Annotated in this window: 22 protein-coding genes, 4 tRNA genes and 3 pseudogenes; 16 read left to right on the top strand and 13 right to left on the bottom strand. The window is 70.8% G+C overall.

Features of this window, described 5'->3' with window-relative positions:
• Window positions 1–545: 545 nt before the first annotated feature.
• Both AB0D08_RS33085 and AB0D08_RS33080 read right to left on the bottom strand, forming a co-directional pair.
• On the bottom strand, window positions 546–749 hold the full coding sequence (locus AB0D08_RS33085) for a cold-shock protein (protein ID WP_033824633.1): 204 nt from the start codon (window positions 747–749) through the stop codon (window positions 546–548).
• A gap of 505 nt (window positions 750–1254) precedes the next feature.
• Entirely contained in the window at window positions 1255–1932 is a 678-nt protein-coding gene (locus AB0D08_RS33080; RefSeq protein WP_359893955.1) for a DUF6426 family protein, read from the bottom strand.
• Between the two features lie 184 nt (window positions 1933–2116).
• Here AB0D08_RS33080 and AB0D08_RS33075 point away from each other — a divergent pair, with 184 nt between their 5' ends.
• Complete coding sequence (locus AB0D08_RS33075; RefSeq protein ID WP_359893953.1) at window positions 2117–2548, top strand: helix-turn-helix domain-containing protein; 432 nt, start codon at window positions 2117–2119, stop codon at window positions 2546–2548.
• A gap of 357 nt (window positions 2549–2905) precedes the next feature.
• Here AB0D08_RS33075 and AB0D08_RS33070 read toward each other — a convergent pair whose 3' ends face one another.
• Both AB0D08_RS33070 and AB0D08_RS33065 read right to left on the bottom strand, forming a co-directional pair.
• Window positions 2906–3871, bottom strand: coding sequence for an alpha/beta hydrolase (locus AB0D08_RS33070; RefSeq protein ID WP_359893951.1), 966 nt, complete (start codon window positions 3869–3871; stop codon window positions 2906–2908).
• 2 nt (window positions 3872–3873) lie between these two features.
• Window positions 3874–4023 (bottom strand): hypothetical protein, encoded by a 150-nt coding sequence (locus AB0D08_RS33065; protein ID WP_158515624.1) that lies wholly within the window; start codon window positions 4021–4023, stop codon window positions 3874–3876.
• Between the two features lie 221 nt (window positions 4024–4244).
• On the opposite strand from AB0D08_RS33065, the gene AB0D08_RS33060 reads away from it, so the two are divergent.
• Both AB0D08_RS33060 and AB0D08_RS33055 read left to right on the top strand, forming a co-directional pair.
• A complete protein-coding gene (locus AB0D08_RS33060) occupies window positions 4245–4877 on the top strand; it encodes a TetR/AcrR family transcriptional regulator (protein ID WP_359893949.1) in 633 nt (210 codons plus the stop codon).
• 133 nt (window positions 4878–5010) lie between these two features.
• Window positions 5011–5211 carry a hypothetical protein gene (locus AB0D08_RS33055; protein WP_359893947.1) on the top strand — a complete coding sequence of 67 codons (201 nt, stop codon included), beginning with the start codon at window positions 5011–5013 and terminating at the stop codon, window positions 5209–5211.
• Window positions 5212–5464: 253 nt separating this feature from the next.
• Here the strand turns inward: AB0D08_RS33055 and AB0D08_RS33050 are convergent, their stop codons facing one another.
• Window positions 5465–5917, bottom strand: a complete 453-nt coding sequence (locus tag AB0D08_RS33050; RefSeq protein WP_033824639.1) for a DUF4345 domain-containing protein — start codon at window positions 5915–5917, stop codon at window positions 5465–5467.
• Between the two features lie 249 nt (window positions 5918–6166).
• Window positions 6167–6964, bottom strand: coding sequence for an alpha/beta fold hydrolase (locus AB0D08_RS33045; protein ID WP_359893946.1), 798 nt, complete (start codon window positions 6962–6964; stop codon window positions 6167–6169).
• 408 nt (window positions 6965–7372) lie between these two features.
• Here AB0D08_RS33045 and AB0D08_RS33040 point away from each other — a divergent pair, with 408 nt between their 5' ends.
• The 8 genes and pseudogenes from AB0D08_RS33040 to AB0D08_RS33005 form a co-directional block, all read left to right on the top strand.
• Entirely contained in the window at window positions 7373–8389 is a 1017-nt protein-coding gene (locus AB0D08_RS33040; RefSeq protein WP_359893944.1) for an Lrp/AsnC family transcriptional regulator, read from the top strand.
• An 843-nt stretch (window positions 8390–9232) separates the two neighbouring features.
• Window positions 9233–9970, top strand: a complete 738-nt coding sequence (locus AB0D08_RS33035; protein WP_033824642.1) for a dienelactone hydrolase family protein — start codon at window positions 9233–9235, stop codon at window positions 9968–9970.
• Between the two features lie 75 nt (window positions 9971–10045).
• A complete protein-coding gene (locus tag AB0D08_RS33030) occupies window positions 10046–10183 on the top strand; it encodes a hypothetical protein (RefSeq protein ID WP_158515625.1) in 138 nt (45 codons plus the stop codon).
• Between the two features lie 415 nt (window positions 10184–10598).
• Window positions 10599–10671 (top strand) — tRNA-Gln (locus tag AB0D08_RS33025).
• A 10-nt stretch (window positions 10672–10681) separates the two neighbouring features.
• A tRNA-Ser gene (locus AB0D08_RS33020) sits at window positions 10682–10766 on the top strand.
• A 27-nt stretch (window positions 10767–10793) separates the two neighbouring features.
• A tRNA-Ser gene (locus tag AB0D08_RS33015) sits at window positions 10794–10888 on the top strand.
• A gap of 1 nt (window position 10889) precedes the next feature.
• Window positions 10890–10972: transfer RNA gene (locus AB0D08_RS33010), tRNA-Tyr, on the top strand.
• A 267-nt stretch (window positions 10973–11239) separates the two neighbouring features.
• Window positions 11240–11799 (top strand): annotated as a pseudogene (locus tag AB0D08_RS33005) (transposase); the annotation flags it as partial.
• A gap of 28 nt (window positions 11800–11827) precedes the next feature.
• Here the strand turns inward: AB0D08_RS33005 and AB0D08_RS33000 are convergent.
• Window positions 11828–12412, bottom strand: a pseudogene (locus AB0D08_RS33000) (transposase); the annotation flags it as partial.
• A gap of 651 nt (window positions 12413–13063) precedes the next feature.
• Between AB0D08_RS33000 and AB0D08_RS32995 the strand changes: the two are divergent.
• Entirely contained in the window at window positions 13064–13570 is a 507-nt protein-coding gene (locus tag AB0D08_RS32995) for an SRPBCC family protein (RefSeq protein WP_359893942.1), read from the top strand.
• A gap of 170 nt (window positions 13571–13740) precedes the next feature.
• Here AB0D08_RS32995 and AB0D08_RS32990 read toward each other — a convergent pair whose 3' ends face one another.
• Entirely contained in the window at window positions 13741–14172 is a 432-nt protein-coding gene (locus tag AB0D08_RS32990; protein ID WP_359893940.1) for a hypothetical protein, read from the bottom strand.
• Window positions 14173–14773: 601 nt separating this feature from the next.
• Window positions 14774–15445, bottom strand: a complete 672-nt coding sequence (locus AB0D08_RS32985) for a hypothetical protein (protein ID WP_359893938.1) — start codon at window positions 15443–15445, stop codon at window positions 14774–14776.
• A 515-nt stretch (window positions 15446–15960) separates the two neighbouring features.
• On the opposite strand from AB0D08_RS32985, the gene AB0D08_RS32980 reads away from it, so the two are divergent.
• The 3 genes and pseudogenes from AB0D08_RS32980 (at window position 15961) to AB0D08_RS32970 (ending at window position 17893) form a co-directional block, all read left to right on the top strand.
• The gene (locus tag AB0D08_RS32980) at window positions 15961–16164 is read left to right on the top strand and encodes a hypothetical protein (protein WP_359893936.1); all 204 of its coding nucleotides are present in this window, start codon (window positions 15961–15963) and stop codon (window positions 16162–16164) included.
• Between the two features lie 272 nt (window positions 16165–16436).
• Window positions 16437–16700, top strand: a complete 264-nt coding sequence (locus AB0D08_RS32975) for a hypothetical protein (RefSeq protein ID WP_359893934.1) — start codon at window positions 16437–16439, stop codon at window positions 16698–16700.
• Between the two features lie 385 nt (window positions 16701–17085).
• Window positions 17086–17893: pseudogene (locus AB0D08_RS32970) on the top strand (formylglycine-generating enzyme family protein).
• 301 nt (window positions 17894–18194) lie between these two features.
• Here the strand turns inward: AB0D08_RS32970 and AB0D08_RS32965 are convergent.
• On the bottom strand, window positions 18195–18608 hold the full coding sequence (locus AB0D08_RS32965) for a DUF6325 family protein (RefSeq protein ID WP_359893933.1): 414 nt from the start codon (window positions 18606–18608) through the stop codon (window positions 18195–18197).
• An 874-nt stretch (window positions 18609–19482) separates the two neighbouring features.
• Between AB0D08_RS32965 and AB0D08_RS32960 the strand changes: the two genes are divergently transcribed.
• A complete protein-coding gene (locus tag AB0D08_RS32960) occupies window positions 19483–19815 on the top strand; it encodes a hypothetical protein (RefSeq protein WP_359893931.1) in 333 nt (110 codons plus the stop codon).
• Window positions 19816–19845: 30 nt separating this feature from the next.
• Here AB0D08_RS32960 and AB0D08_RS32955 read toward each other — a convergent pair whose 3' ends face one another.
• From AB0D08_RS32955 to AB0D08_RS32945, 3 genes are all read right to left on the bottom strand, one after another.
• On the bottom strand, window positions 19846–22074 hold the full coding sequence (locus AB0D08_RS32955; protein WP_359893957.1) for an arylsulfatase: 2229 nt from the start codon (window positions 22072–22074) through the stop codon (window positions 19846–19848).
• 928 nt (window positions 22075–23002) lie between these two features.
• Window positions 23003–24313, bottom strand: coding sequence for a cation:proton antiporter (locus AB0D08_RS32950; protein ID WP_359893929.1), 1311 nt, complete (start codon window positions 24311–24313; stop codon window positions 23003–23005).
• Window positions 24314–24783: 470 nt separating this feature from the next.
• The gene (locus AB0D08_RS32945) at window positions 24784–25992 is read right to left on the bottom strand and encodes a diacylglycerol kinase family protein (RefSeq protein ID WP_359893927.1); all 1209 of its coding nucleotides are present in this window, start codon (window positions 25990–25992) and stop codon (window positions 24784–24786) included.
• Window positions 25993–26785: the final 793 nt, after the last annotated feature.

The following is a 26785-nucleotide window of genomic DNA, read 5'->3' as shown; positions in this document are numbered from 1 at the left end:
CCGTGCCGCGGGGCATCGGCCAGCGCGGTGAGTACGAGCCGGGTCGGCTCCTGCACTTGACGGTCTGTCATGGGAGCGAGCATAGGCCCGCCATCACCATATGTCGATGATCTACCTATGAAGCCTCGAGAGTGAGCTGCGTCTCAACCCGGGCAGGCCGGCCCGGGCCGAGCGCCCGGCCACCTTTCGCGCCCGCCCCCGCCGGCCGCCTGCACGCCGGCAACACCACCTTCGGCCTGCCGGCTCACCAGGAACCGGTGCCAGGGCGTCGAGCAGCGTCTCGTGCACGGGGTCGACCTCGACGTCCAGGTGGACGTCGTGGCCACTGGTCGAGGTGATGGTGAAGGCGAAGAACGAGCGGCAGCCGCACTCGCGGGCCGCCAGGTCGCGCACCGTCTCCTCGGCCTGTCCGCCGCCGACGAGCCGCAGCCGGTGCCGCAGCCGGGTCGGGCCGAGTTGCTGCGGTCGGTCGTTCGGCGAACCGGGCGGGCGAACGGCGCAGCGCCCCGCACCAGGATCGGTGCGGGGCGCTGCGCGGTGTGGTGTCAGATCACGCGGATGTTCTCGGCCTGCGGGCCCTTCTGGCCCTGCGCCACCTCGAACTCCACGCGCTGGCCCTCGAGGAGCTCACGGAAGCCACTCGCGTTGATGTTCGAGTAGTGGGCGAACACGTCCGGCCCGCCGCCCTCCTGCTCGATGAAGCCGAAGCCCTTCTCGGCGTTGAACCACTTCACAGTTCCGGTGGCCATGCTGCTCCCTGGTCGGGGACGGGGTGCGCACTGGTTGCGCATCCCTCGGGTTGAGGTGATCGCCCTGGTCCTCCGACTGCTGAACGAGCGGTACATCGGATCCACGACTGCTGATCAAGAAGGTACCGAACGGCGGCTCCCCGCGCTTGGAAATGGATCTTCTGCGGCAACTCGGCCGGGTCATCGGGAGGACTGACCTGGTCCGAGCCGGCCTGCTGCCGGGCCGGGCGTCGGTCCGGTGGCGGCCGAACGGTCCGATCGGGCCCCGGCGGCCGTGGAACAGGTCACGGTGGCCCGGTGAGCCTCCGCCCAGGGCCGGTGGGCGCGTCGGCGAACTGCGCGGGGCCGTGCAGCCCCTGGCCGCTGCCGCCACCCGTGACCACGAGATCCTTAGGAACCCCCACCTCACGGAGGACTGGGCCGCCCGCCGGGCCGCCCGCCCGCCGGGCCGGCGCCGGGGCTCGGGGCGGCGGCGCTCCGCGGCCGCGCCTGCCTGCGTGGATCGTCAGCAGGCGACGCCGGCGACCGTCGCCGTCGGTGCTGTGACGTTCACGAGCTCGACGGATGAGCCGGTCGGGACCGCGTAGGTGATGGTCTGGTACTCGACGCCCAGCCCGAGCCGCTGGCCCGGAGGGATGGTGATCTCCCATCCGGTGCTATGGATGACCGTGGCGTTTATCTTGGTCCCGATGGTGACCGTGATGACGTCGAGGGCTTTCGCCGAGGCGTTCGTGCTGGCCTCGTAGTTGGCCGTGTAGTTGGAGTTGCGGGTGAACTTCTGGGGCACGCTGGAGGTGTTCTCCAGGCAGTCCTGCACGACCATCCACTTCCGGCCGTAGCTGTAGGGCATGGCGGGGCCGGACCCACTCGAGCCGCTGGCGCCGCCGGAGCTGCCGGGGACGGTGGGCGGGCGCTCGGGAAGAGCCGGAACCTCCGGCCGGCTCGGCTTCTCGGCCTTCCCGATGATTTTGACCTGCTGCATGTCGAACGTCTCACCGACGTCGCCGCTGCTCCAGTTGATCGTCTCCGAGAAGCTGCCGCTGCACCCCATCTCCTCCCACTCGGGGACCAACGGGCAGTCGCCGCCGGAGGCGGCGGCCAGGTTCGGGGCCACCACTGCGGGCAGGGTGGTGAGCAGCGAGGCGCCGAGTACCGCAGCGGCCAGGGAGTTCCTGAGTTTCACTGTTGCTCCTTGAAGGTTCGGGTCGGGGAAGCGGCGACCTGACGGATCCACTGCTGTCCGGCCGCGGCGCAAACACTGACACAGCCTCAGGCTATTAGCTAGGATGAATTCAAGCCATCATGATCACAGCTGAGATGAATGAGCGGGATGGTGTCCGACAGACCGACGAACGGAGAGACGCCCAGTGACGGCAGACGGGCCAGGCGCACCGGACACCCTCGCGGACCGCATCGAGCGGCTCTTCCGGACGGTCCTCCGGCCGGGTGGCGAGCCGTACGGCAACGAGGAGGTCGCACGGGCGTGCCGGGAGGCGACCGGGGAGAGCTTCTCGGCCACCTACGTCTGGCAGCTGCGCACCGGGCGGCGCGGCAACCCGACCAAGCGTCACCTCGAAGCCCTGGCGCACTTCTTCCAGGTACCGCCCGGGTACTTCTTCGAGGACGAGCGGGGCGCCGAACTCGCCGACGAGCTGGCGCTGCTCGGGGCGCTGCGGGGCGCCGGCGTACGCGAGGTCGCGCTCCGGGCGGTGAGCCTCTCGCCGGAGGGGCTGGGCACCATCAGCGACATGATCGAGGCGATCGCACGCCGCGAGGCGAGAGCCCGACACCCCGAGTGATCACGCCAAGGCGATCTCCCGGGGCCGGGGGCCGACACCCCGCCGGGTCCGGTCACCGGCGATACGGCGATACGGCGGGCGGTGCGGGAACGACCAACGCGAAGCAGCGCAGGCTGTGCCCCGCCCGCCGTGAGCCGGTACCGCGAGACGGGCGAAAAGCTGCGCACACCACACCGCCCGGCGGGCGGGTCAACCCCCTCCAGGGGCGTCCCTCGCGGCGTGAGCCGCCCCTGTTCCGCCGGGGCCGCGGTGCACGAGGGCTGCCTCTGAAGGTTTTGGGTGGCGGATGCTGTGCCGGCGCCGGTCGCCGATGGCATTGATGCGGCTGCGCCGGTGGAAGACGGCTTCCCGTGCTGCCTACCTGTGCGAGGTCGCTGCGTTCGGCCCCTCGCGGTAGGGCGCCAGAAAGGTGGTCAGGGCAGACAGCATCACCTCGGGGGCTTCCTCGGCAGGGTAGTGGCCACATTCAGGGAGGACGATGCTCTCCACGTGGTCGGCGGCGAGCTTCATCGTTGCGCCGACCGATGCCCCCAGGTTCTCCGCGCCGCCTATCGCCAGGACGGGAAGGGTCAGTCGTCGTGTCTTGCGCTTCTGGTTCTGTTCGATGGTCGTATCGAGTGCGCGGTAGAACTCGAAGCTGGCTCGGCGGGCTGCCGGATCGGCGGTGAGGGTGTCGACGTAGTGCTGGACGGCGTGGTCGGGCAGTGCCTTCGCGGACTTCGTGGCGAACTGGTGGCCGAAGAAGAGGTGCTCCCGTCCGCTGATCAACTGCTCGTTGATGCCGGCGAGGCGGTTGAAGGCGAAGTGCCAGAGGCGGTCGTTGGCCTCCTGGCTGCCGAAAAGAGGCGGGGTGGGGGAGAGCCCCGGGATTGCGGCCTCGGCGACGGCCAGGCGGTCGATCCGGTCGGGGTGATCCGCGGCCAGGGCGTAGCCGGTCCACATCCCGATGTCGTGACCGACCATGGCGAAGCGCTGATGCCCGAGTGCGTCCATGAGCGCCACCATGTCGCGTGCGAGGGTGCCGGTGTCGTACCCGTCCAGGGGTTTGTCGGAGAGCCCGACGCCGCGCGGATCGACCGCGACGACCTGGAAGTCCTGGGCCAGCGCGGGCATCAGGAGACGCCAGGCGTACCAGGTCTGCGGCCAGCCGGCGTGCAGCAGCAGCGGGGGTCCTTCGCCGCCGGTGACGGCGTGCAGCCGCAGCTCGCCGGTGTCGACGTGCTGGCTGGTGAAGGTGTCGGTGAATCGGTCCGGGAGGTTCGGCGCCCGGGAGACGGAACCGGGACCTTCGGGCGTGGGCGGGCGGTCTGATGACGGTGTCATGATCATCCTTTGCGGCAGGGCTGTCGCGGTTTCATGGAGTGGGCGCGGGAGAGGGTGGAGTCGCGCGGCGCGGTGGTCGCTCGGATGGTGGCGGTGCGGTCGGAGAGCGGCGCGAACAGCATCAGCTCGTTCGCGGTGTGCGCCGTGGCCATGAGTCAGAACCCGGAGCGCGGCCGGCGTCCGTCGACGCGTGGGACGAGGTGTGTGCGGACGTCTGATGCGGCGTCGTCGATCACCGTGCGGCCTTTCGATACGGGAACCACTGGGGCATCACGCTAATCATCTTGGATCGATCGGTCAAAGATAGTTTGACCGATCGATCCAAGATGGGGGTAGGCTCGCAGCGGAGATCGCGAAACGAGAGGTGAACCCCATGTCCGGCCGGAAGCAGTTCGACGTCGGTGCGGCCCTCGACCAGGCGATGCGAGTGTTCTGGCAGCGCGGGTACGCGGACGCCTCGCTCGACGCCCTCGGGTCCGCCACCGGTCTCGGCCGCGGCTCCCTATACGGCACCTTCGGCACCAAGGACGCCCTGTTCCGCCAGTGCCTCGACCGCTACGCGTCGATCTACGGCGCGCAGTTCGAGCAGGCGCTGACGGCGCACCCTGGTGATCCGGTGCGCGCGGTCGAGGCATTCCTCGACGTCACGCTGAGCCGTATCGCCGACCCGTCGGTCCCCGTGGGGTGCCTCATCGCCCAAGCCGCCGCGCAGTCACCGACACTGAAGGAGGAGAACAGCGCTCAGGTACGTGTCCTGCTCGACACGCAGCGCCAACGGGTACGCGCAGCACTGGAGGACTCCTCGGCCGACACCCGGATGCTCGACGAACTCGCCACCTTCGTGGTCGCCGTCAACCAGTCGCTGGCCGTACTGAGCCGTGCCGGAACCTCGGACGCCGAGCTGCGATCCGTCGCCCGGCTCGCGTGCACAACGGTGGCGGACACCCTCGCCCGGGCAGCATCGAAGGACGTCACCCACGACCTTCCCGGGCAATCCATGCTGTGACCCTGCCCGGTAACGACCCGTGGCGTTCAGGAGCCCGAGGAATGCCTCGCGCTCCTTCGGGCGGTCCTGCAGCACGAGCGCTGACCGCGCGAGGACAACCAGAAGGCGGTCGGCCGGAGCCCATCGCATGGTGGTGCGCAGGCAGATTGAGGCGCACGACGTCCGGCGCATTTGGATCGGCCCGTTCGACAGCAGCGCCGTCTGCGACGCCGCCGGCGGCGAACCCTTGCGCCGCAGCGGCGCCGACGCGGCCCTCGCCCTGCTGCGCCGTACCCCTGGGGGAGCACCTCGCCCGCTGGTGGACAACGGCGCGTTTCGCCTGGTCACGGGGTGATCCGGCGCACCCGCACCGCACGGCGCGGACGTTGCCCCGCCCCGCAGCGCGTGCCGCTGGCTGAGGGGGCTCGGTGCAGGCCCTCGGCCGTCTCCGTCTTGCCCGTCTCCTCCTCGGCAACATTGACCATCACCGATCGGCACCACCGACCTCCGCCTCACCCACCTTCACCGCCTTCCCGCCCCGGGCCGGCTGAGGATCGCGTCGCCCTGCTCGCCGCCTGCTGCCGCCACCTCCCCCCGGGGTGCGGTGCTCAGTGTGGTGGATTCGCCGGGTGCGCCGGACGCGCTCCACGTGCGGTGCCGGCCGGCTCGTCCGACTGGGTCGCCGTGGCTTTCTCGTCGGCGGTTGCGAGAATGAAGTACACCGGAGGCAAGGCGAGTTCGGTGGCCGTCAGGACGATCTGGAACCACTGCGGCCAGCCGTGGATCGCGATCGAGGCGATCCGGCCCAGCCCCCCGAGCAGGCAGATGCCGGCAAGCCGGCGCACCGCCCTGGCGGGGACCGGTGACTGCCGGGCGGCCCAGATCCAGGCCAGACCGTATCCGAGGAAGATCGCCCCGTAGTACCGTTCCCGGCTGTCGACGGTCGCACCGGCCGAGCCCTCGCCCGGCACCGAGTCGATGCCGAGAGCGAGGTGGAAGCCGCCGATTGCGACACAGACGATTCCCATGATCAGCACCAACCACCTGAGAAGTCTGGCCATGTAGGGACTGCTCCTTCCGAGCGACGGGGTGCGGCCCGGCTGTCTGTGTGGCGGGCCGTCAGGCGGGTCCTTGGCTGGTCCATGCGCTTGTGGGGCGGGAACCTTGCGGGGCGTTGTGCCGTCGATGCCCGGCCGGTGCCGATGTTGTTGGTCTCCGGTTGTCGGTGTGGTCGCGGGTGGTGCTGACGGCCTTTCCGGCACTGTCGACGGGCGTGCCGTTGGGTGTGTCGGTCGAGTGGGTGGCATGCGTCAGCTGGAACCGGCAGGAGCCAGGTGCTTTCGCAGGAAGGAGATCTGTGCCTGGACGGCCTGTTCGTGTGCCTCGAGGAACGGGGCGTAGTGGCGGCCCGTCAGGTGGATCACCTCGGACGCCGGTGCTCTGCGGGCCGCCCGGAGGGCGGGGCCGGGGAGTGTGCTCCGGTCCTGGTCGCAGACGACCAGCAGCAGCGGGCACCGTATCCGGGAGGCGTGGCGGCCGGGCCGGTACCCGCCGATCCGCAGGGCGAGGCGCGCGGCGACCGTCCGGTCCCAGGTGGTGTGGAGATTGTCGGGGTCCAGGGCCCGGTCGCCGTCCATGGTGTCGGGGGTGGTGAGCGCGGCGATGGTGCCGCGTGTACCGGCCGTCGGGACGAGCAGTGGCGGCCGTCCGGCGAGGCCGCCGAGCGCGTCCGCGATGCCGCGGCCGAACAGGCCGAGCGCCGCTCGGGGGGTCATGGAGCGCAGCGCGTGGGGGGCGATGGCGCGGCCGTCGACCAGCGGGGTCTGTGCGATGGCGCCGGCCAGTCGCGGGTGGTCGGCCGCGACCCGGAAGACGTGGCCGCCGGCGAGTGAGAAGCCCCAGACGGAGATCCTGTCCGGGTCGACGTCGGGCAGTGTGGCCGCGTACTCGATCGCGGCGTGCCAGTCGGCGATCTGCTCGTGGAAGCGGACGATCTGGCGTGGCGTTCCCCCGCTCTCCCCGAACCGTCGGTGGTCGAAGGCCAGGACCGCGAAGCCGGCGTCGTTGAACCGTGCTGCGAACAGGTCCGAGGCCGGTTCCTTCGTCACCGAGGTTCCGCCGGCCATGATCACGCAGCCGCCGTTGGACCCCGGATAGTGCCAGGCGGCACACGGGGTGCCGCTGCTGGCGAAGCGTACTTTCTCCCGTTGCCTGATCGTGGGCACAAGGACCTCCGTGGTGAAGTCGGCCGCTGTCGGGTGCTGTTGAGCCGTGGGCTGGTGTGGTCGCACTGAGTAACCCCTTTCCCGGTGCGCCGCTCGCGGCGCCGGGGGCACGGCCGGTCGGCCGGTCCGGGCCGGGGCGGGTCCGCGGATCGAGGATCCTCGGGCGCTCCTTCCGTGGCCCGGGGGTCGGCCGGTGTCCGCCCGGACGGGCGGTGTGTCCGACATCCATGCTCGGGCCGGAGTTTCCGCACCGGGCTCCGCTCGGCCGCGCAATGGGTGAAACTTGTCTTCATGGCACTCGCATCGGCGGATTCCGTACTGAGCTCCCTGGATCAGCGGCTGGTGGCTGCGCTGCAGTGCGACGGCCGCGTGACGGCGGAGCGGGCGGCGCAGGTGCTGGGGGTCGGCGCCGCCACTGTGCGGCGCCGTCTGCAGGTGTTCGGTGTCGACGGCAGCGTGCGGGTGGTGATCTCGCCGGTCGCGCGGCCGCGGGGTGGCGGGTCGGCCGGGGCGCTGTTCCTGCGGATCCGGGTCCTGCGGGGGAAGCTCGACACGATCGTGGCGGCGCTCGTGGCGCGTGAGGACATTCCGTTCGTCGATGTCACCACCTCGGGGGACGAGATCTTCGCGGTCGCCCGCACCGAGCCGGGTTCACGTGACCCGCTGGTCTTTCGTCAACTGCCGTCCACGCAGGCGGTGACGTCGCTGGAGAGCGCCACGATCCTGCACGTCTTCCGGCTCACCTCCGAGTGGCGTCACCAGATGCTCAGCGCGTCCGAACGCGCGGCGCTCAGCCCGGCCCGGCCGGCCCCCGGGGCGGCCGCCTCCGACCCCTCGGGTCCGTACGGCATCGACACCGACACGCTGGAGCAGTGCCTCCTCGACGCCCTCGCCACCGACGCGCGGCTGGGCGCGGCGGCCCTGGCCGCGCGTACCGGGCACCCGGAGAGCACGGTGCGCCGGCGCCTGGCCCAACTGGCCGCCCAGGGCCGGCTGGTCACCCAGGTCCTGGTCGAGCCGCGCCGCCTCGGGCTGCCGATCGAGGCCAAGCTCCTGCTGCACGTGCCGCCCGACCATCTGGCCGCCGCCGGGCAGGCCCTGGCCGACCATCCGGCGGTGCACGGCGCGTTCGCGACGTCGGGCCCCTCGAACCTGCACGCGGCCGCCTACTTCCCGGACGTGACCGCGCTCTACGGCTTCCTCTCCCACGACCTGGCCGGCCTGGGCATCAGCCACGTCGAGACGGCCATCGTCGGCCGTACCGCCAAACGCACTCCCGCGCCGGTCCGGCCCGACCGGTCGAGGTGAGGCGCCCTCGTGGCGGGGAGGGTCCCGGCGGTGACCGGAGGCGCGGGACCAGCGACGGCGCCGCGACGGTGATCGCGACCGGGGACCTGCCAGGCCCTGCGGCTCGGCCGCCTCGCCCGGGCGCGGCGGACCGTGGCCCGTGGTCGTCAGGTCGGCCCGGTAGTTCCCCTGCTGCCGCCCGGCCCCGAGGCGGTGCTGTGGGTGACACGAGGTCAGCGGCCCCACAGGTCGACGCTGGCCGACCAGGCGATACGCCCCTCGGTGGTGACGAGTCCGCTGGGGGCGTCGACCGGGTCGGTGACGATGGCGCGCTGCGCCGGCTGCCGTCCGCACGGGCGCGGTACCGCTCGACGAGCTGGGTGCCGTCCCGGAAGAAGGAGGCCTTGTCGGGTTCGTGGCCGTCCATGGCGAGGCGCCACCTCGCGTCGCGCTTGGCCGACCGGGTCGTAGCGGTAGGCCCACGAGCCGCAGTCGGGTGTGTCGACACGGCCGACCTGGCCGGGAACAGAGCTGAGCGGCGAGCATCGCGCCAAGGTGCGGCCGGCGCACGCCGTGGCGCGTGCGGTCCCGATCGGCCGTGCTCTCTGCCCGCAGCTTGAGGAGCACCTTCAGCTTGCCGTTTGACGTCCGGCTTCGAACAGGCGGCCCCGGTGATCACTCGTCCGGTGCTCCTGGGACGGCGGCACGGCTACCGGGGGTGTGAACGAGATACGCGCCGGAGGGACGACGGAATCATCTTGAAGCCCTGCGCCCGGCCCCGCATTCCAGGGGGACGCTCGCGCTGTTCTGCCAGCGGCAGAACACCGGCCGGACCGGGCTCGACGATCACTACAGTCCACTCTCATGAGGACGATTACGACGCGCACGGTCGAGTACCCGGCGGACGGTTTGACGATGACCGGCCACCTCGCTCTCCCGGCGGGTGCCGACCGCAGGCCCGCGGTGCTGCTCGGACCGGAGGGCATGGGGCTCAGCGACGTCGAGCGCCGCCGGGCCGACGCTCTCGCCGAGCTGGGATACGTAGCGCTGGCCTTCGACCTTCACGGCGGACGCTACTTGGGCGCCCCCGAGGAGATGCTGGCCCGGTGCATGCCGCTGCTCGCCGATCCGGACCGGATGCGGGGCATCGGCCATGCGGCGCTCGACGTGCTGCGCACCGAACCGCGGACCGACCCCGACCGGATCGCCGCCGTCGGCTACGGCACCGGGGGCGCCGTCGGGCTGGAACTCGGGCGCGACGGCGCCAACCTGCGCGCGATCGGGACAGTCAACGCACTGACCACGGGCCGGCCGGGCGAGGCGGCGCGCATTCGCTGCCCGGTGTGGGCCGGGGTCGGGTCGGAAGACCCGATCATGCCGCCCGCGCAACGGAACGCGTTCACCGCTGAGATGCAGGCCGCAGGCGTCGACTGGCGCCTCACGGTCTACGGCGGCGCCTTGCACGCCTTCCACCACCCCCCGGTCGACCACCCCACGGTCCCCGGCGTCGGCTACCACCCACAGCACGCACAGCGAGCCTGGCGCGACGTCGTCAACCTGCTCGCCGAGTGCCTGCCCGTGACGGAGGATCTTGGGGCATGACCCAGGCAGACAGCCCTGGCGCCAGGCGGACGATCACTCGTCCGAGTGCTCCTGGGGCAGCGGTACGGCCTTCGCGTGATCCCGATCGGGCAGCTTCGATTCAACGAGGATTACGACCCGTACCTGCTGATCGTCAAGGACGGCACGGTGGCGAAGCTCTTCACCTGGAGCGCCGGTTCGGATGATGCCGAACCGTTCCTTCAAGGCCTGTAGCGATCGGAGCGAGCCGCAAGGAAAGCTGGCCTCAGTGGGTGGGCCAGCAGGCTTCCGCCGGCGCGTCGCAGTCTCGAGCCCCGTCGTGGGGGAGCCTGTCGTCCGGATGGCGTCCCCGACCTGCAGCCCGCACGGGACGGTGGTCCGCACGCCCGTCCTGCTTCCCGCAGCACTCCGGGACACCGGCGAAAAACGGCTTGTCTCCCCTGCCGGCGGTCCGGCACAGTGGGCACATCGCGCCGCACAAACCCAGGAAGGAGCGCGAGACGTGAACGCCATTCGTGTCCAGTCGTATCAGCGCTCCTCGAGTTCCCGCAGCAGCGGGGCATCCTCGTAGCGCGTTGACCGGCCTTGTTGCCGGGCCGCCCCGGGGATCGTCCCCGAACGGGCGGCCTCTTTTCGTGCGCCGCCCCTGTGCCGGATGGTGCAACTGGCAGCATGCCTGACTCTGGATCAGGAGGTTCGGGGTTCGAGTCCCCGTCCGGCAGCGCAGTACCGGGAGGGTTGGCCGAGTGGTAAGGCAGCGGCTTGCTAAGCCGTCGTCGGGTGCAAGCCCGCGCGCGTTCGATCCGCGCACTCTCCGCGCAACACAGCACAACAACACAGTCATGGAGGAGCCAGCCGACAGGTGGCGCCGGCCTCGGTCTCGAAAACCGTTGGGGTGCGCGAGCATCCGTGTGGGTTCGACCCCCACTTCCTCCGCCAAGGGCGAGCTGGGCATGGGAGAGCCCAGGGGCCTGTAAAGCCCCCGCTTCGGCTGTGGCGGTTCGACTCCGCCCCCGCCCACCACCACCGCCCCCGCGGTTGCGGCCAGGACTGCGGCACGGGCGCCGAGGCCACTGCAGGAGCTCGAGGCCGATGCCCTCCGCACGTCCAGGACGCCGCCCGCAGCCGGGACGCCCGGGAAGCATCCGCTCGCGCGGAGGGACACCGGAGCAATGCTCAGGACTTGTGGATCAGCTCCCGGGGGCGTGCGAAGGGCGTACCTTCCCGGGTGATTGATCAACCAGTCACCGAGTAGGCCCGCGTTGCAGCGCGGGCTGGGAGGGCACGCCCCTGCTGAGCGTAGTCAATACTGACGGTTCCACCGAGTCCGGCTCCCTGATCGATGAGATCGTCCGCGAGGCGCCCGGCGGATGCTCGCCGCCGCGCTGGAGGCCGAGGTCAACCAGTACATAGCCGAGTTGGCAGCCGAGCGGGACGAGCTCGGGCACCGCCTGGTGGTCCGCAACGGTCACCACCGGCCCCGCATGGTGGTCACCGCGGCCGGGCCGGTCGAGGTCACCGCGCCCCGGGTGAACGACCGCCGCGTGGACGAGGCCACCGGAGAGCGCAAGCGGTTCTCCTCCAAGATCCTGGCCCCGTGGTGCCGCAAGTCCCCGAAGATCTCCGAGGTGCTGCCCCTGCTCTACCTGCACGGACTGTCCTCGGGCGACTTCGTCCCCGCGCTGGAGCAGTTCCTCGGCTCGGCGGCGGGCCTGTCACCGGCGACGGTGACCCGGCTGACCAAGCAGTGGAGCGACGACCACGCCGCCTTCCAGCAGCGCGACCTGTCGGACCGCGATTTCGTCTACGTGTGGGCGGACGGCGTGCACCCCAAGGTGAGGCTCGGTCAGGCCTACTAGGGAGCGCATTTGGTCGTGATCAAGGAAGGGTTTTGGTGAGGTCCTTGATCCAGATCATCGAGGCGCGGAGGTGGAGGCCGGCGAGGTAGCTCTCGGGCCTCTTGTCGAACCGGGTGGCGATGCCCCGCCAGGCCTTCAGCCTGTTGATCAGGCGCTCGACGGTGTTGCGCTCCTTGTAGAGCTGGGCGTCGTTGCCGACGGGCCGGCCGCCCGCGGAGCCTCTCTTCTTCCGATTGGCGGCCTGGTCCCGCTTCTCCGGGATGACGGCCTTGATACCGCGTTTGTGCAGGTGGGCACGGTTGCCGCGGGACGAGTAGGCCTTGTCGCAGGCGACCGCGCCGGGCCGGGTGCGGGGACGGCCGACCGGCCCACGCACCCGCACCTTCCTCAGCACGGGGATGAAGTGCGGGCTGTCGGCGGCCTGACCCTCAGTCAGGACCAACGCGCGACCCAGGAACTGGGCGAGCGCGCCTCCGTGTACTACCTCGGCGAGGCTTCCGCCCGGCCGTCCGGCGGCACCGCTCAGGCCCGGCCCGCGCTCGTGGGTGGCATCCTCGACGTGCTGCTCTCGTTGGCGGTGCCGATCGGCGCGGTGCTGTTCCTGGTCATCGCCGACGTGCGGCTCGCTGGCAGCCAGTACCCGGCGATCGCGATCACGTTGCATCTTGTGCACGGTGGCGAGCGTGGCCCGGTACCTGCGGCGCCGACACCGTCGCCGTTCGGCGGGCTGACCGCCTGGGCCGTGCCGTGCTGTCAGCCGAGGTGGTGCGATCAGGGGGTTGCCCTCCGGGGACTCGCCCGGCCGAGTGCTGCCCTCTCTCACGCAATCGGGTGGAGGGCGGCCCTGATGGCCCATCCGGCTCGCCCGCTTCTGGTGTCCGGCCGCAAGCTGACGGTATCCAGCCCACCCGCGCGCCCGAACGGGGCGGGGTGATCGGACCATCACGAGCGCCCCGCCCTCGCGGTAAGTCGATGACGAACCGGCCGCGGACCTGGGCCTCGTGGTCGATGCAACGCTCGCCGGAGACGTCGACGACGACCTTGTCGATCGAGCCTCCGATGAAGTGGAACGGGGCCTGGTAGTCGGGCGTGACGGGCGAGGCGTCGTCGCGGCCATGCAGATCCCGTCCCCGGCCACGCAGAAGTAGCCGGTCTGGGTGACGATGTCACCGCTTCCCACCTGCTGGGCGTCGATGTCGTCGATGTAGAGAGTGAGGGCACTGGCACTGCACCTGCGGAACGGAGGGCCACTGGGATGGCATGGCACCTGCAACCCGAGACGTTGGACTTCGTCGGTACCGCGCCGGTGCGACTGTCCTTCACCGCGCGTATGGCGGCTTCGCCCGAGGAAGTGTTCCGGGAGCTCGCGCAGACGCCGCAAGGCTGGCCGGCCTGGGTGCGCGTGGCCAAGGCCGGGTACTACGTGGGGCACCCGCCGTACGGCATCGGCACCGGCCGCCGGCTGCGGCTGCACGGCGGCGTATGCGTCAGTGAGACGGTGCTGGCATGGGAGTCGGCGCGGCATTTCGCCTACCGCATCGACGAAGTAAACGTGCCCGGCGTCCGCGCGATGATCGAGGAGTGGCGGCTGACGCCCTGGCCGCGGGCCGCCGGCACCGTGGTGCGCTGGACCATCGCCCTCGACACTGGCCGACCGGCGGCGACGCTGTGCACGGTTGCCCGCGCGGTTCTAGGACGGGCCTTCCAAGGAGCGATGCGGCGCCTGGACGCGCGGATCGCGGCGTCCTCGAATCGCTGCTGAGCCTGCCCGGGCGGGCTTCCCTGCAGGTCCGCCAGCTGCGGTTCACCCGTACCGGGTGAACCGTGGACCGGCCGACGCAGGCACAGAAGTAGCCGGGCTGGGTGACACGAGGCGATCTCTCGGTCAGCGCCGCGCGCCGGTCTCGCGCGTGGCGGGCCGGCGGCGGCGCATCAAGCCTTCCAGTCTGTTCTGGTCGATCCGGCGCAGAGAGCCCAGATCACGAAGATGTCGATGGCGATCAGCACGATGGCCCAGAACGGGTAGTAGGGCAGCCACAGGAAGTTGGCGATCATCCCCAGCCCGACGACGGCCACACCGACGACACGTGCCCAGACGGCACCACTGAACAGGGCCACACCGGCCAGAACGATGAGTATGCCCAGGATGAGGTGGATCCAGCCCCAGCCGGTGGTGTTCATCTTGTAGGCGTAGTTACGGGTGACGACGATCAGGTCGTCCTTGGCGATGGCGGCGATCCCCTCGAAAATTGCCATGGCTCCGCCGAAGATCATCAGAACTGCGGCGAAGACGGTCCAGCCGGTTGCGAACGGCCTCCGGGAAGTCTGGGCACCCGTCGGCGTTCCGCTGACGTTGCTGGCCATGTTCGGGCTCCTTCGAGAACAGCCTCGTCGCCGCATCGGGCGACCTGGTCGGAGACTCCATGTCCAGGCTGCCACGGCAGAAGCCGGGCAGCACCTCCGGACTGCCCCATGCCGGTTCCCCCTGGGGCCGCCCGACGGCACCTGCGGCGGAGGTTGGCGGGATCGGCCCCGGCCGCTGGTGCGGCCCGGGGCCATGGTGGGTCCTGTCAGGCCGTCAGAGCAGTATGGGAAGCCCACCAGATGGCCTGGACCGAAGGGTCGCCGGCACCCCCCATTGCTCGGTGCCCAACGGCAAGCTCGAACGCTTCAGCCGTACCCCGCTCCTCCAGTGGGCCTGCGCACAGCCGCACCGGACTGAGCAGGAGTTGCGCGACGCCCGCCCGCTCAGCACCGACTCACCGCCGCGGACACAACCGCGCTCAAGCACGTCCACGCCGGCCGTAGGAGGCAACCGCAACGGGCAGAACGGCTCGGCCGGCCTTGACCCGGCGCGCGGGGTAGGGCGGACAGGCCCGCTGGATCGGCGATCGTGGGAGTGGCGGCCCCGGAGTCGAATTGCTCTCCACTCGCACAGCTCCGGCCGGACGCCCACGGCAACCGGCTACTTCCCGTCAACGCGCTCGGTGGGCCCGGCCGGCTCGCCGGCCCGACCGGTGGCGGCCAGCAGCGCGATGACAGCGAGTACGGCGAGGAGGATGAGCGCCAGCAGCAGGACGGTCAGCACCGTCGAGTAGCTCCACATTGCGAGAACCAGCGCGAGCACGAGAACCACGCCGAGGGCGATCCAGCGCCGGTAGGAGTCCGTCCAGGTGCCGGCCCGTCCGGTGCGCACCCCGTGGGCACCGCCCCAGTGTGCGGCGGAGTCGGCCATACGGTCCGCCCTCCCGCGCACGGCGCGCGGCAGGCGGCCGGGGCCGGACCCGTAGGCGCCGATCGCCACCACGACCCCAAGTGCCAGCACCGTGCGGATGCTGACCCGCAGGAAGCGCAGCAGCGTGTCGAAGACCGCAGCGGCCGCTGCTGGGGACTGCACCTGCGCGGGCAGGTGATCGAGGTAGTAGCGGCGGATGAGGACCAGGCCGATGGCGAGGACCAGACAGGCGCCGGCCGCTCCCAGCGCGGTGGTCACCAGAGCGTGGCGGCGCCGGCGGGCGAGCAGTACCCCGATCGCGCCGAGCAGCACCGTGAGTACCGGCAGCCAGTTGCCGATGACGTCCAGTGCGTGTGCCAGACCCTTGATCTTGGCCAGCTTGTCGGACTGGAAGAGCACCATGGTCTTGTTGACGTCGGGGATCTTTGCGGCCGGGGAGAGGCCTCGTCCACGAGGTCCTGTTTGACCGTGTCCACGGCTGTGCCGACGTTGAGCGTGACGGTACCGCCCTCGACTTCGACCGCGCCACGGCCGTGACCGGTGAGCACATGTACGACCGCGTAATGCGCACCGCGGTTGGCGTCGACCCAGATGGTCTCGAACCTGTCGCTCTGCACGAAACGGGTGGCCGCCTTGTTGACCACACTGTCGACGGCCTCGTCCAGCTTCGGGCCCAACGCCCTGATCCCGTCCGCCGCCTTGGGCGGCAGGCCCTGGGACTGAAGCCAGGCCGCGATGTCCGAAGTCACCTCGTTCCCGTTGACTTTGACGTCGACCGCCTGGGTGATGCGGTTCACCGCGGCAGCCTCGATGGCCGGGTTCGTCGCGAGGGGTGCAACGGTCGAGACGTACCGGCCGGTGTCCAGCACGATGTCGTGCACCCAGACGGTGAGGAGGGAGACCGCACGAGGATGCAGGTGACCGTGATCAGCACGGCCGAGACGGTGCTCATCGCGATCCGCCCGGCACGCGAGGCCCCCGTCCGGCCCTTTGCGGGTGGGACGGGAGCCGGTGCCTCGTCGGGTGGTTCGGACGGAGGCTGCGCAGGCGGCGTGCTCATGACGCTGCAGGACGACGGGGGCGGCCGGACTGCCGCCGCCTTCCATTGGTACGTACTGTGACGGTCGCCGCACCCGGCGCTACGCCTCCCGAGCGGGCCCGTCCGGCGCCGATGCCTCGGTGACGTCCGGCAAGCCGCCGGAGATGGCGGTCACCGCCCACAGGCCCGTAGTGACCGGTTGATGACGACCCACGATGCCCGTCCCGTCGTCAGCAGCCATAGTGGAGAGGAGAACTGCTTTCGGCGGAAGTCCCGCACCTGGACGGGCGTGGGACGCGCGATGCGCCGCGCTGTCACCCGGTGCCACGTCGTCCACACGACGCAGGAGGAGACATGGCGACACATCCTCACCCGACCAGGGCAGAGCGAGATCTGCGCACGGCGCTCGCCGCGGTGCAGGCGGCGTACGACCGCCTCATGACCGCCCCCAGGCCCGAACCCCGACTGCTGCTCGACCTCCAGCTCCGGACCCGCGAACTGGACGCCGCGGCCGCCCGGGCTCGGCATCCTGCGCCGCAGCGGCGCTCGGAACGAATCCAGTGCCGCTGCGCCGGCGCCGGGCGCGGGGCCCGCTGGATCATCCAGCACTGGGCCTGACCCTCCACCGCAGCGCCCCTACGGGACGCGTCCGACCGCACGGGTGCGAGTTGCCGACGGCTCTCCTCCACCCGCCACGCCGACCGGACCGTTGTCCCGTCCGCCGGCGGCCCCCGACAGACAATTCCCACACGAGAGCACCCGGCTCAAACGATGACCCGCACCAGCGGACGCGCCCGGCCCCCGCACGGGCCGGAGGCACATCCGGGCCGAAGAGTCCCACCGTCAGAGAGCCATCCAGGATGAACGACGACAAGGCCGCCTGCTGCAGCCCCGGCCGATCCGCCCGGCCGCGCGACACCGGGTCAGCCCGGCCGGAGCCGGCCGCTGAGGCTGCTGCCGCGGTTCCGGTACCGGCCGTTCGCCTGGAGGCGGCCCGTTCAGCATGGGCAGCGCCGACGCCCTCGCCTACCCCGAAGACGGCGAAGGGCCGGTACGCCGTGTTCGACTGAGTGCCTTCGCCATCGATCCGCACTGTGTCAGCAACGCCCGGTTCCGCTCCTTCGTCGAAGCCACCGGCCACGTCACCGACGCCGAGCGCTACCAGGCGTCGTTCGTGTTCGGCGGCCTGCTCCCCGACGACTTCCCGCGCGGTCGCCGCCGCACCCTGGTGGAGCGAAGTCCCCGGCGCAGACTGGCGCCAACCCGAGGGCCCACACTCCGACCTCACCGGCCGGGAGAACCACCCGGTGGTGCACGTCTCCTGGAACGACGCGGCCGCGTACTGCGCCTGGGCCGGACGCCAGCTGCCCACCGAAGCCCAATGGGAGTACGCCGCACGCGGCGGCCTGGAGGGGCAGCCCTTCCCCTGGGGCAGCGACCTGCGACCGGATGGCCGGCACCGGATGAACGTGTGGAACGACACCTTCCCCTCGCACAACACCCGCGAGGACGGCTACCTGGGCACCTGCCCCGTCGACGCCTTCGAGCCCAACGACTACGGCCTCCACAACATGACGGGAAACGTGTGGGAGTGGACCGCCGACTGGTTTCACCCCACCTGGCACGCCACCGGCCCCCGGCAGAACCCGACCGGCCCGCCCACCGGTACCGCCCGCGCCCTGCGAGGCGGCTCCTACCTCTGCCACGCCTCGTACTGCCGCCGCTTCCGCGTCTCCGCCCGGATGCCCAACACGCCCGACTCCTCCACCGGCAACATCGGCTTCCGCTGCGCAGGCCCGGCTGGTGGATGACCGGCACGCAGTATCCCCTCTGCGATGCTGGGGTCACTCGCGCCGGTCGACCTGCTCCGCGGGAGATTGCGGCAGACGCAGCGGTGCGCGCTCGGATCGCCCGCCCTGAGGCTCGGATCAGCGCCGGTCCCGGCGGTCGTCCCGGCGGTCTTCACGGTCGTCCCGGCGGTCCTCGCGCCGGTCACTGCGGCGACCGACCCCGTGGGCGACGACAGCTGCCGTACCCGCGACGGCCGCTGTGCGAGCAACGGGGGCGCCGATGACCCCACGTCGTCCTCTGCGCATGGCACCGAGGGGCATCTCACGCACCTTCCTCGTCGGCTTCGATCGAGGCCAGAATGGCCTGGATCGGAATACGTCCGTTGGCGATGAGCTGGCCTCCAGCGCGGCGTGCGGCGGAGGCGAAGGGTGCCGCCCACGTGTTCTCCCAGACCAGCACCCCCGCTGTTGTGCCGGGCTCCATGGCGGCGGCCAGGTTGACGACGTCCTCTTCGGCGAGCAGGCCGGCCAGCTGCGCCTCCGCGGCGCGCAATTCGCCGACGTTGTCGAGGTCATCGACCTCCACTACGTCCAGCTCGCCGTCTGCCCGCTTCGTCAGGATGACCAGGTCCAGGACCCGGATGGTCCCCGAGGTGACCAGCTTGTCGAGTTCTGCGGCCATCTCGCCGGTGAAGTGCGAGGTGGCCGGCGGGAACTCGACGACGAGGTAGTCCACTGGTCCCAGTTCGTCGGTGTCAGGCGATGTCATGTCCGCGCTTCCGTTCTCTCGATGAGCACCCTTTCGAGGTCAAGCGCCTTGCTCGGTGGCCGGCAGGTTCTGAGACTCAAGTTCAGACATGCGTGCCAGCTTGCCCGCTCCAGCGCAGAGCGCCCACATGATCAGGATGTCGACAGCGATGAGCACGACGCCCCAATGGGGGTGGACGGCCGGTCAGAGGAGGTTGACGATCATGGCCAGCACCCTCCGAGAAGCAAGCCGGATCGGTCCTCGCTGGTCGGAGTGGGTCCCTCAACTGACTTCAATTGCCAGGCTTGCACGGTGGCCGTAGGTCCGCATCCTGGACGAAGCCCCAGCCTGGAGGGGACAGATGCCGTCTGTTTCGCGTGAGATGTCGGCGCGGACCTGCACGCGTTTCGGATCGCCGACGGCATGGTCCCGGCTGCGCCGCCAGCGCTTCCGGAAGGCCGCAGGCCGGAGGTCACCGTCGATGGAGGTCCTCAGCAGCGCCGTCACGGTCACCGTCGCTCTGAGCGTCTGCCTGCACGGCGCCACCGCTCACCTGCTCGGCGCTCGTCGCGGTGCTTGATACACCCGGGCGCTCGCAGCCCGCGCCGAGTTCTCCGAGAAGGTGGAGCTGCCCGAGGAGAGCGTCGGCACACCGCGGGCCGGCGTCGACCGTTGATAGCGAGGCGTCGGCTTGCCGAGCGGGTGCCCGCACTGCGCGGGCACCGGGCGACGGAGTGGGGTGGGTGCCCGCGCCGCTCCCTCGGCCGGGATCGTCTCGACCGGTGGCCGCCGGAGGACCTTCGGGCCGTCTTCGGGGACAATCGGGTCGCATCGGTACCGGTCGGCCGCGTGAGGTGTGGGAATGGCGATGACGGTTCGCGCTGACGATGCGCGGGTGACGGCGGTGTGCGCGGCATTGGGACCGTTCGCGTGGAAATCGTTCACCGCCGATTGGGTGTGCCGCCGGGCGGTGGCCGCGATGGACGGCGCCCGGGCCGTTCCTGCGCAGCGCGGGCGGTCTGCGCAGCGGGAGGGCTGTGTCGAGGCACTCGTGGAGTTGCTGGAGCGTTGCCGATGGCGGTCGCTCACCGTCGAGGGGCTCGGCCGTCTGCTGGTGGGGGCCGTGGAGGCCTGGCGGCAGGAGCGGGCCTGGTTCGACATCCGGCTGGGGCTGCTGCTGGACGGCCTCGGCTGACCAGTAGCAGCCCCAGCGGGCCTGTGGTCCTTACTGGCGGGCCATGTGCATGCGCATCTCGCTCTCGGCGTCGACGATCAGGTCACCGGACAGGTCGACGGTGACCGTGTGCAGGGTGCCGGTGAAGCGGAACGGCGCCCGGTAGTCGGGGGTAACCGCCGAGCCGGGGTTGGCGCCGCAGCACATGCCGCCCGGGTTGAAGGCGACCGGAGTGGTGAACGGCAGCTCGCTCTGACCGACCAGGCGGCCGTCGAAGTAGAGCTGGGCGCGGCCGGGCGCGCCCTTGCCGTGGGCGATGTCCGGCGTGCCGGTGGGCTCGAACTCGAAGCGCAGCGCGTGCCGTCCCTCGGGCACGGGTTCGTCGGAGACGACGTGGTGCAGGGTGCGGTGGACGTAGTTGTGGGCGTAATGCAGGCGGCCGTCCTTGACGTAGAGGGTCCAGCCGCCGGCGTTGGTGCCCTGGCAGAGCAGGACGCCCTCGGCGCCGCCGGACGGGATCTCGACGTCGGCGGTGACGCTGTGCGGGCGGTTGAAGACCCGTGGGGAGACGGCGGCCGGCAGGACCTGGGTGTCGGGGCGGAAGGTGTAGCTGCTCCGGGCCTGGGTGATCTGCGGCCGCTCGACCATCATCCGCTGCAGGACGCTGCCGTCGATCGGCAGCACGTTGTACCTGCCGGCCTCGATGTACCACAGGGCGATCATCTCGATCAGTTTGCTGCGGTGCTCCTCGGCGAGGTTCCGGGTCTCGGCGATGTCCTCGTCGACGTGGTACAGCTCCCAGTGGTGGGCGTCCAGGTCGTCCAGGTCGGCCATGGTGATCGGAGTGCTGAACGGCCGCTCGGCCTCGGCGAACGAGGGGCCGGGCCAGGGGCAGACCGCCCGCCATCCGTCGTGGTCGATGGCACGGTGGCCGAGCATCTCGTAGTACTGAGTGCGGTGGCGGGTCGGTGCCGCGGCGTCGTCGAAGGTGTGGGCGAAGCTGACCCCGTGCATGGGCGACTGGGTGACCCCGCGGATGGTCGCCGGGGGTTCGACGCCCAGTACGTCCAGGACGGTGGGGACCATGTCGATGATGTGCGCGAACTGGCTGCGGATCTCGCCGCGGGCCTGGATTCCGGCAGGCCAGTGGACGAGGAAGGGGTCGCTGACACCCCCGCGGTAGGTCTCCCGCTTCCACCGGCGGAACGGGGTGTTGCCCGCCCAGGTCCAGCCCCACGGATAGTGGTTGAACGTCTCCGGGCCGCCGAGCTCGTCGATCCGCGCCAGGCTCTCCTCCAGCGGCTCGGCCGCGTTGTTGAAGAACTGCGCCTCGTTGGTGGTACCGGCGACCCCGCCCTCGGCGCTTGCCCCGTTGTCGGAAACCACCATGATCAGGGTGTTGTCGAACTCTCCGGTCTCCTTCAGGAAGTCCAGCAGCCGGCCGATGTGGTGGTCGGTGTGGGAGAGGAACCCCGCGAAGAGCTCCATCATCCGCGCCGCGAGCCGCCGTGCGTCGGGTGTCAGCGACTCCCAGGCCGGCACGTCCGGATCGTGCCGGGACAGCTGAGCGTCCGGCGGGACCACACCGAGCTCCTTCTGCCGCGCGAAAGTGCGCTCCCGGTAGGCGTCCCAGCCGTCGTCGAACCGGCCCCGGTAACGGTCCGCCCACTCCTTCGGCACATGGTGCGGGGCGTGCGTCGCGCCGGTGCAGAAGTGCAGGTAGAACGGCTTGTCCGGGGCGACCTGCTTCGCGTCGGCGATGAACGACATCGCCCGGTCGGCCAGATCCGCGGTCAGGTGGTAGCCCTCCTCGGGTGTGGCCGGCGGATCGACCTGGTGGTTGTCGTACACCAGGTCCGGATACCACTGGCTGGTGTCGCCGCCGAGGAAGCCGTAGAACCGCTCGAAGCCCCGGCCCAGCGGCCACCGGTCGAACGGCCCTGCGGCCGACTCCTGCTCCGACGGCATCAGGTGCCACTTGCCGACCATGTACGTGTTGTAGCCGTGCTGCAGCAGCATCTCCGAGAGGAACCCGTTCTCGAACGGGACCTGCCCGTTGTAGCCCGGATAGCCGGTGGCCAGCTCCGTGATCGCCGCCATCCCGTTCGTGTGGTGGTTGCGGCCCGTCACAATGCACGAACGCGACGGCGAACACAGCGCGGTCGTGTGCATGTTGTTGTACAGCAGGCCATCCGCCGCCAGCGCGTCCAGGTTCGGAGTCTCGATCGGGCTCCCGTAGCACCCGAACTGCCCGAACCCGGTGTCGTCCAACACGATCATCAGCACGTTCGGCGCACCCGGCACCGCCCGCACCGGCTGCGGCCACGCCGGACTGGACTCATCCGTCGTACGTCCCACCACCCCTGAGAAGCCCTGTCCCGGCCTGTACTCACTCCACGACGTCTGCGACATGATTGGCTCCGTCCCACCGGCCCAGCGCTGAGACTCCCGGCCGGCCCTCGATCTCCCCGAGCAACACTGCCCCCGTGGCCATGCGGCCGAAAGCCGCCCTCCATGCATCCCGTACCGACCGATGCCCGAGACGTCTACTCGGACCGTGTATGCAGCACCCTGGGGGTCTGCGGAGCCGAAGCCCAGAGCCGTCTCAACGCGGCTCGCTGCGGCCGAACATCTCCACGCTAGGCTGCCCAACTCACCGCTGCCACCCCGGCGACGGCCAGCCGAACCCCCCCTCCGGCAGCACGCGAGCAGCGGCCGGGGTCCGGTCCTCGGGTGGTCTGCTCCACGCGGCGACCACCGGGCGGGCGCCGAACTCCCGGGTCGCGTTCTTCCCCATCGCCGCCGGCGTCACGCCCGCGATGTGCCTGCGTCTGACCGGGGTCGGCTCCCAGTACCTGATGGTCGCTCTCGACGGGAACGACGATCCGTTCGCCGGCGGTCGCGGCTACAAGGTGACCCTGCCGCCCAGCGGGCAGGTTGTCCGTGACCCTGTACGACAACCAGACCCGATCCATGCTCAAGATCCCGCAGCGCCACCCCCGTTCGGGAAGCCAGAGCTCCCCCAGCCCCGCTCGCCGAGGGCAACTGGATCCAGACCCCCGGCAAAGGCTGGTTCGGGATCCTGCGCCCCACCGAGGTCGGCCCGCCGAGTGACTCCGGGTGCACGGCTGCGCCGGTCCTCCGACGCCGACAAGGACGAGGAGGCCCGGCGCGGCCGTGCGCAGGCAGCGATCTCAGGCGGCGCCTGTCACACCTCGCTTCCGAGGCCCTTGGGGCGGTGCGTGGCTGAGTCGGCGGCGAGTGCGTTCTCCCGCAGGTTCGGTTCGGTGGGCAGAGTCCTGGCGAACCAGTCGCCGTAGCGGTCGCCCAGGAAGGGGGCCGAGGCGCCGTGCAGGACGATGCTCAGTCCCACGGTCACGGCGATGACTTCGGTCAGCAGCGCCATACCGGGCAGGTGTTCTTCGAACGCGAGCAGGCCGAACACCACGGAGGCGAGTCCGCGCGGACCGAACCAGCCGATGTAGGCGACGGAAGCCGGACGCAGGCCCGTGCCGATGAGTGAGAGCGCGACCGGCAGCATCCGGACGACGGTGAGGCTGATCAGCGCGTAGACGACCGTGCGCCACGACAGATGTTCGAGGACGGGGCCCAGGATGATCGCGCCGAAGACCAGGAAGCTCAACGGCGCGAGCAGCAGGCCGAGAAGCTCGGTGAACCGGGTGTACTGGGCGGGATCCGGGCTGTTCACGCCGCCGGCCCGGGTGGTCTGTGCCCTGCGTGAGCCGATACCGAAGGCCAGGCCGGCGGCCCAGGCGCCGATGAACCCGCTGCCGTCGACCGCGACGCACAGCACGTAGGTGACGACCGGGACGGCGATCGTCAGGAACTGCCGCCAGTCGGTGGTGCTCCAGCCCCGGTCGACGGACCAGTGCAGCACGTACGCCCCGGCCCAGCCGACCGCGAGCCCGATCGCGCCGCTGAGCAGCAGCGCGCGCAGAAACGTCTCGACGACACCCGGATGATCGTGGCCCTCGCCCGCCGCCGCCAAGGCCAGCACGAAGAACGGGAGGGCGAGGCCGTCGTTGAGTCCTGATTCGACGCCCAGGCCGCCGCGGATCAGTGGCGGGACCCGCTTGTTGGAGAACGCCTGCTGTCCGAGTGCGGAGTCCGTCGGCGCCAGGATGATGGCGACCAGGGCCAGCTCCCACATGCCCAGGCCGGGCAGCAGGGGCCAGGCCAGGAGCCACCCCAGCGCGACGGTGGCTGGCAGCCCAAGGGCCAGCAGCCGCAGCGGTAGGAACTCCTCCGTACGCAGGTCGCGGCGGCGGATCGCCGCCGCATCCGCGAAGATCAGCAGCGTCAGGGCGCTCTCCAGCAGCAGGCTGGTGAACTCCGGATCGTCGGCCCGGTCCAGCAGTTCCAGGCCGAGCGGGCCGATCGCCAGCCCGACGGCCATGAACACCAGGGGACCGGAGACCACGGTCGTCGACAGGCGCCGTGACAGCGCCCCGTAGCCCATGACCACGCCACCCGCGATCACCACGGCCCACTGAACCATCAGCACTCCTCACGCCGGACGTCGATATCGACCCGGCGACAGCACGGGAAGCCCGATGCCCTGACCACGCCGCCGCACCTCACACAGGGAGCGCAGATGCTCACCCTAAGTGCCTGGCCGGGCCCTCGCCCCAGCGCGGCGTAGCCGACGCCGCACGTGTCGCGCAGCCGCCGCGGAGTCGGCTTCGCCCGATCGTGACAGCACCGATCCGGCGACCGGCACCCATGCACTCCCGCCCGCCGGAAGGGTGATGCGCAGGGTGGCCGGTCGTGCCCCCGAGGGATGGAGGGTGCGAGACCTGCGGGCGCCGCACAGCATCGAGAAATGAGCGATCCCCTTGACGACGCGCCCGCCGCGGTATCGACTTCGAGGTCGTCCGGACGCGGCTCGGCACGCGGACCTTCCGCGATGGCATCTCCGACGCCGCCACCAGCGAGAAGGTCTTCGACCACCTCGACCTGATGCACGGGTCACGAGGCACGTGCATCACTGGTTCGGTCCTCCGCTTCCGGCCCCGGCCCCGGCCGGCTGAAGGCCAGTGTGACGACGCCACGCCAGTCCATAGGGGGATCGGCCGCCGGAGCCCCCGGGCGATGCCTCGGCACCAGGACTCGCAGTGCGCCCGGGCGGATGGTGCAGGTGACGGGAGCGGGCATGGTGAGGGCCTCGCCGTCGACGGCGACCGGGATCCGCTCCGCGTCCGATCCGACGAGGATCCGACGGGAGGTCAGGACCTGGAGGCCGGCTGCCCTGGCACCTCGGAGCGCGACCTCGGCCGCCTGGGCCGCGTTGTTCACCCGGATCCCGAAGACCCCCAGCACGCCGAGATCGAGCCGGATTCTGCGGCCGCCCGCAGCCATCGGTTCGGGGGCGGCGTAGGGGTTGTTGCTGACCAGTAGCGCCTGCTGGGACTCCAGACGCATCTCGTCCATCGCGGCGTCGAGGGCGTGGCCGGTGTAACCGAGCAGGAGGTCGGGTAAGGCGTTCAGGGCCGTGCCCGCCTTGGCGTCCCGGTATTCCGGGCGCTGCACGATGTCCGCGTAGACGCCGAACGAGGCCGTGTTGACGAAGGTGCGGCCGCCCACGACGCCCAGGTCGACCCGGAGTTCCTCCCCGTCGGTCAGCGCGTCCAGGCAGCGGGCCGGATCCTCGCGGTCCAGGCCGAGGTCCATGGCGAAGTGGTTCCGGGTGCCCGCGGAGACCACCAGGAACGGCAGGTCGTGCTCGGCCGCCACCTCGGCCACCAGGGCCTGGGTGCCGTCGCCGCCCGCGACGCCGAGCAGGTCCGCGCCATCGGCCACCGCCTGCCGGGCGAGCGCGGCGACGTCCGTCTTGACCGTTGTGTCCAGCAGCACCACCCGGGCGCCCAGCGTCTCGGCCTTCTCGACCAGGCCGAACCGGCTGACCTTGCCGCCGCCGGACTTCGGGTTCATGATCAGCACCGGATGCCGGGGGAGGGCGCCTGCGACCGCCTGCATCCCGGCGGGTTGTCGCACCGCGCGCAGCGCCGACCGCGCGCACAGCACACCGGCCACCCACAGCGCGGTGGCGGCCAGCGCCGCGGGCCACACGTCCGCCCGGGCGTAGATGACCAGGACGGCCACCGGTGCGGCCGCCATGAGCAGCGCCCCGGCCACCCGCACCGCCCCACGATGGGACAGCGCCCACCACGTACCCATGGCTGTGAGCGCCGCGCCGGCCACCCCAACCGCGAGGACGAGCAGACCGCCAGGGCCGCTTGCGGCCACTAACGCCGCCACCGCGCCCAGCGCGCAGGCCAGCGCCAGTCGAGCCAGCAGCCGAGCGCGCGCCGATGCGCCGGAAGGGTGCGACCGTGGCATCGTCCTCACATCCTCTGGCCGGTCCTCATGCTGACCCGGCGGCTAATTTCCGTCAGGTCCGTCCACGGAGCGGCAGCTGAGCGTCACGGCAGCGGCGGGACCCCGTCACCCGGGAGGCTCGAGGGCTTGCACCGCGCGGGGCCACGGGTTCGGAGGATGTCGTTGTCGTCGTCGTACCCGGTCATCTCCTGAGGACCGGGCATTGACGTGGTCAGCGGAGGGGAACAGGGTTCTCCTCCGCCGTATCCCACACATCGACCTTAGGAACATTCCGACCTGCGTGCACCCTCACGCCGGAGACAGACCCGGCCGTCTTTGATGAAGCTGCCTTGAGGCCCGACCAGTGCCTCCGCGCGGAGCTGACGCAGAGCGACTTCGGCCTGGCGAGACCGGAGGCACGGTTATGGGAACACCAGGACGGGCCGATGACCTCAGCCGTGTCGAAAGGGCGGCGGGTGCCGAGACACCGATGCACTCGCCGCGCTCGTCGTACATCAGGCTGCTTCGAACGCCTGCCGAATCAGTGGTGTACCTCCTAGTACTGCAACGGTGCTTGCTGTGATGAGGCTTCAGCTCTTGGGCTGTGGCCTCGTCGCCTGTAGTGGCTGGTCCGGGCCTGGTGTTGGCGTCG

The sequence above is a fragment of the Kitasatospora sp. NPDC048540 genome (assembly GCF_040651175.1).
Classification (GTDB): Bacteria; Actinomycetota; Actinomycetes; order Streptomycetales; family Streptomycetaceae; genus Kitasatospora.
Note: the sequence above shows the minus strand (reverse complement) of the source record. Positions and strands in the feature narration are given on the sequence as shown.